Raw genomic sequence first — 3,603 nt, 5'->3', positions numbered from 1 at the left:
CGGAAATACATCCGAGTATGAAAGAAGTCCAGTTTGTTTTTTCGGTTTTTTGGTTTATCAGTTCCATTAAGTATCCGAACATTATCATCATTGCGTTTAATACGAAGATCATTGTCAAAGACCAGAAATCCCATACGCCCAAAAAGAGGGCAATTAGCACTATCATTATTGAGCTAGAGAATGCATATTCATACCATCGGTATGGATTCATTCCTTTCTTCAAGTTCTCATTGTATTTATCATTCTTAATGAATGCAATGATAAAATGAGCTAATGCTGAAAGTAATGGAAAAGATGCTACAATAACTCCAAGATACCCGATTGTAACCAAGACTTGTGGGTCAGGAGTGACATCTATTCGAAATGGTGGACCTTCAATTATTGTAAATTTTGTGTAGAAAGTATAAAGACTACGTTCCCACTCGAGCTGAGTTCCTAGGACAAGCATTAATATTCCTTGGATTAGATGTAGCACAAAAGCAGCTGCATTGAAGCGTTTCAGATATTTGAAGGAAATCGGTGATTTTGCAATAATTTCTTGTCTTTCTTTAAAATTCATGAAAGATTATATTTCGTTAATCTCTTTTATGATTTTGGTAAGGCTATCGTCTGTTTAATTGTTTATAATTTTATTGGGTTACTGTAAACTTTTATTCTTACAATCAAAGGATATCTGGAAAAAGGTTTGCTTGAAGTCCATAATTTGTATACTCGTCATGAAGACCTCGTTAAAGAGATGAAATGAAGAGGCTACAATCACTACTCTAAAGTTGATGAGAAATGGCAATTTGTAGAAAAAGTAGGGGTCATTGATAAAGAAAAAAAATATTGACGAGCTTGTTAATCGGTGCTCAAAATGTAAAAGAATACATTAAATTTATAGAAAATCAATTCGAAGAAATTAATGTAAGTGATTGGTTATTCCGTACTCTCCTGTGTTTGGGTCTTGGAATAATTGGATCTGAGGTGGATAGAACGTGAAAACTACAAACGCAAGAGCTAAGATTACAAGAGCAACTAGAGAAATCATTTTCAGACTCTTAGGTAGTTTTTTGAAAGTCAACAGCTTATAACTGATGAGTTGTCCAATGATTATAGCAAAAATGAAACTGAGAATATCGATTATTAGGTTTTCTTCGGCAATAATAGTATATGAGTAGAAGATTACTGGAATGATTATCATTATAGCGTAGATTCCAATGGTCTTTGCAAAAAAGAAGTTGTTGGTTTTTTTGTTTAAATGACTGTATTCAAAGATTGCATACAAAAGGGTTGGCCAAAAAGCAATTTTCAGATGCTCCCATACGCTTTCATTCACGGCAGAGAATACACCAATTATTGGTTGATTGCCAGACCATTCAAAAGTAAAATGAAGCATACTTCCAAGAATAATTATAAGGACCATGCCAACCAATTCATACCAGAAAATAGACCTTTTGTCCAACAACTTAGCTTTCCCTAAAAACACCTTTTCGAGCTTTTTAAATATAAATTTTGATACTGAAAGTTTTCAGGCTTTTGGATAATTCAAAAGATAAAGTTGGGTTTGGGGGGTTAAAATTTGATCCAACCAACCAACCAACCAACGGAGACGACGACAGACGGGGATAAACGGGGAAACGACCAACCAACGACGGACGACGGTTAACGGTTTATGGACGGTCCTATACCCTGTATACCCCTGATTTGGATAGGTTCCTAATGGTACAGGAATGGAATAGGAATAAGGAAGGAATAGAGCGCAAATAGAGTGAGGGGTAAAAAATCAAAGAAAAATTACCACTCATAACAAAAATACGAGGGGTAAAATCTACTCAGAAAGTTACCCCTCATAATAAACTAAGACTAATGCTATGAGGGGCAAAAAATATACAACAAATTACCCCTCAGCATTGCGCGCGCGTATGTTCTGAAATTGGAGGGAATTAGATTCGGTCTCATTTTTGTGTTCGTTTAGAGAAATGTGGATTGTGCTCCAAGATCTTCTTCACGGTCCATCTGGCAAGGTCTCCGGTTACTTCTTGGCAGGCAGTCCATAATTCGCGCGCGCTCGCAAATTCTTGCATAACTTCCGGATTGGTGAATCTGTAGGATTTTCCCCAGTGATGGAACTGAACCTCCTGACATTGTATGTGACCGTATTTCTCCTGCATCTCTTTACCCACTTCAGCAACCACACTGGCGACGTTGAGCATCTTCGCCTGGTCCTTGAGATCCTCCTTTGTGAAGCCAAAACTGTAGCTTATTGCCATAGCGGCACCCGCCATGGCACCACAGGTTCCAATAGCCATGTTGCCGGTTCCACCGATTAAGCCTAAGGTAGCTTTCCAAACGCCATTAACCACAGGATCGTCTTCGTAGCCCAGAGTTTCCATAACCGCAGCAAAAACACCAGGGGCACAGCCCATGCGCGCGCAATAATCATACCCACGACGGTAGGCCTCATCCAAAGCCTCTCTAGCTATTTCTGATTTTTCCGTCATGAAGTGACCCGCCTAATGAATTTCCTCTTTTAGTGTTATAAATTTTGCATCATCGTGCGCGCAATATTAGTTGAAGAATTCTCTTATCAGGATCAAGCTACTGCCCACTCCGTCAAGGACGACGTCGAGACCACTACACACGCGTTCTGGCACGAACAACTGATGAAGTTCATCTGTAGCTCCGTAAAGAATAGATAACGTGATGGCAAGTAAGTACGCTTTCGCCTTGACAGCCGAAGATCTGGAGTTTATGAATGCTCGGAACAGTAGGAAGCTTAGGATGAAGTATTCCACAACATGTTTTGCTGCGTCAGAGATTGTTATTCCAAATTGTTGTTCCGGCTCAGGCAAAACAGAAATCGATGAAAGATAGAATATCACACTCGCATAAAGATAAACCGGGAACCAATACCAAACTTGATGTTTCAACCACATGCGCAGCTCCAACTCTCTGGTCTTGCAAATTTGTAATTGTAATTATGAGATTGAGTATAAATACACCGGATGGACTTTTTATTGCGCACACGTATGATTGAGAACTTCCTTAGGCTAAAGTCAAAGCGTGTCATTTTATTAAGTTCTCTACCTTTTTATGGATGTGATATTAAGGTATTTGAAGGGTATTTGAATGACAAGTTTTGGCTTTAACCTTCAGCTTGAAGAGTACTCAATTGACCTCGCGTTGAAGACGGCTAGATTAATTGAGGATCTAGGGTTAGGGGCTGTCTTCGTCAATGATCATTATATGAAGCGCTCTGCCAATAATATTCCAGATGCGTTCCTCATGTTGACGGCTATGGCGCTCAAAACTAAGCGGATTAAGATAGGAATAGCCGTCACGCCAGTACCTTTCAGATCTGCTCCCCAAACCGCCAAAATCGTCTCAACCCTTGATAATATCAGCAAAGGGCGCTTCCTTTTTGGAGTTGGAGCGGGGTGGAACCAAGCTGAATTTGAAGGGTACGGTGTCGAGTTTCTTCCTCCTAGAGAGCGAGTATCCAAGACCATTGAGGGAATAAGGCTTATGAAAAGGATGTGGACCGAGGACGAGGTTAAGTTCCAAGGCAAATATTATCACATCAAGGATGCTGTTCTTCTCCCAAAAACGGTTCAAAAGCCT

General features: G+C 39.8%; 5 protein-coding genes. 1 reads left to right on the top strand and 4 read right to left on the bottom strand.

The genetic code is table 11. The features are described from left to right. The 4 genes from heR to OEX01_09485 form a co-directional block, all read right to left on the bottom strand. Positions 1-559: heliorhodopsin HeR (heR, locus tag OEX01_09500; protein ID MDH5449217.1), on the bottom strand; the 559-nt coding region annotated here is incomplete at its 3' end. A gap of 342 nt (positions 560-901) precedes the next feature. Then, positions 902-1,444, bottom strand: a complete 543-nt coding sequence (locus OEX01_09495) for a DUF6512 family protein (GenBank protein ID MDH5449216.1) — start codon at positions 1,442-1,444, stop codon at positions 902-904. A 493-nt stretch (positions 1,445-1,937) separates the two neighbouring features. Then, positions 1,938-2,483: a C-GCAxxG-C-C family protein gene (locus OEX01_09490; GenBank protein ID MDH5449215.1), complete on the bottom strand. Its 546-nt coding sequence runs from the start codon at positions 2,481-2,483 to the stop codon at positions 1,938-1,940. Between the two features lie 66 nt (positions 2,484-2,549). After that, positions 2,550-2,912, bottom strand: a complete 363-nt coding sequence (locus OEX01_09485) for a VanZ family protein (GenBank protein MDH5449214.1) — start codon at positions 2,910-2,912, stop codon at positions 2,550-2,552. Positions 2,913-3,111: 199 nt separating this feature from the next. On the opposite strand from OEX01_09485, the gene OEX01_09480 reads away from it, so the two are divergent. Next, positions 3,112-3,603, top strand: a 492-nt coding sequence (locus OEX01_09480) for an LLM class flavin-dependent oxidoreductase (protein MDH5449213.1), incomplete at its 3' end; no start/stop codon positions are given.

It is taken from the genome of Candidatus Bathyarchaeota archaeon (assembly GCA_029882535.1).
GTDB lineage: Archaea > Thermoproteota > Bathyarchaeia > Bathyarchaeales > SOJC01 > JAOUKM01.
The sequence above is the reverse complement of the archived record's forward strand: the minus strand, read 5'-3'. Positions and strand labels throughout refer to the sequence as shown.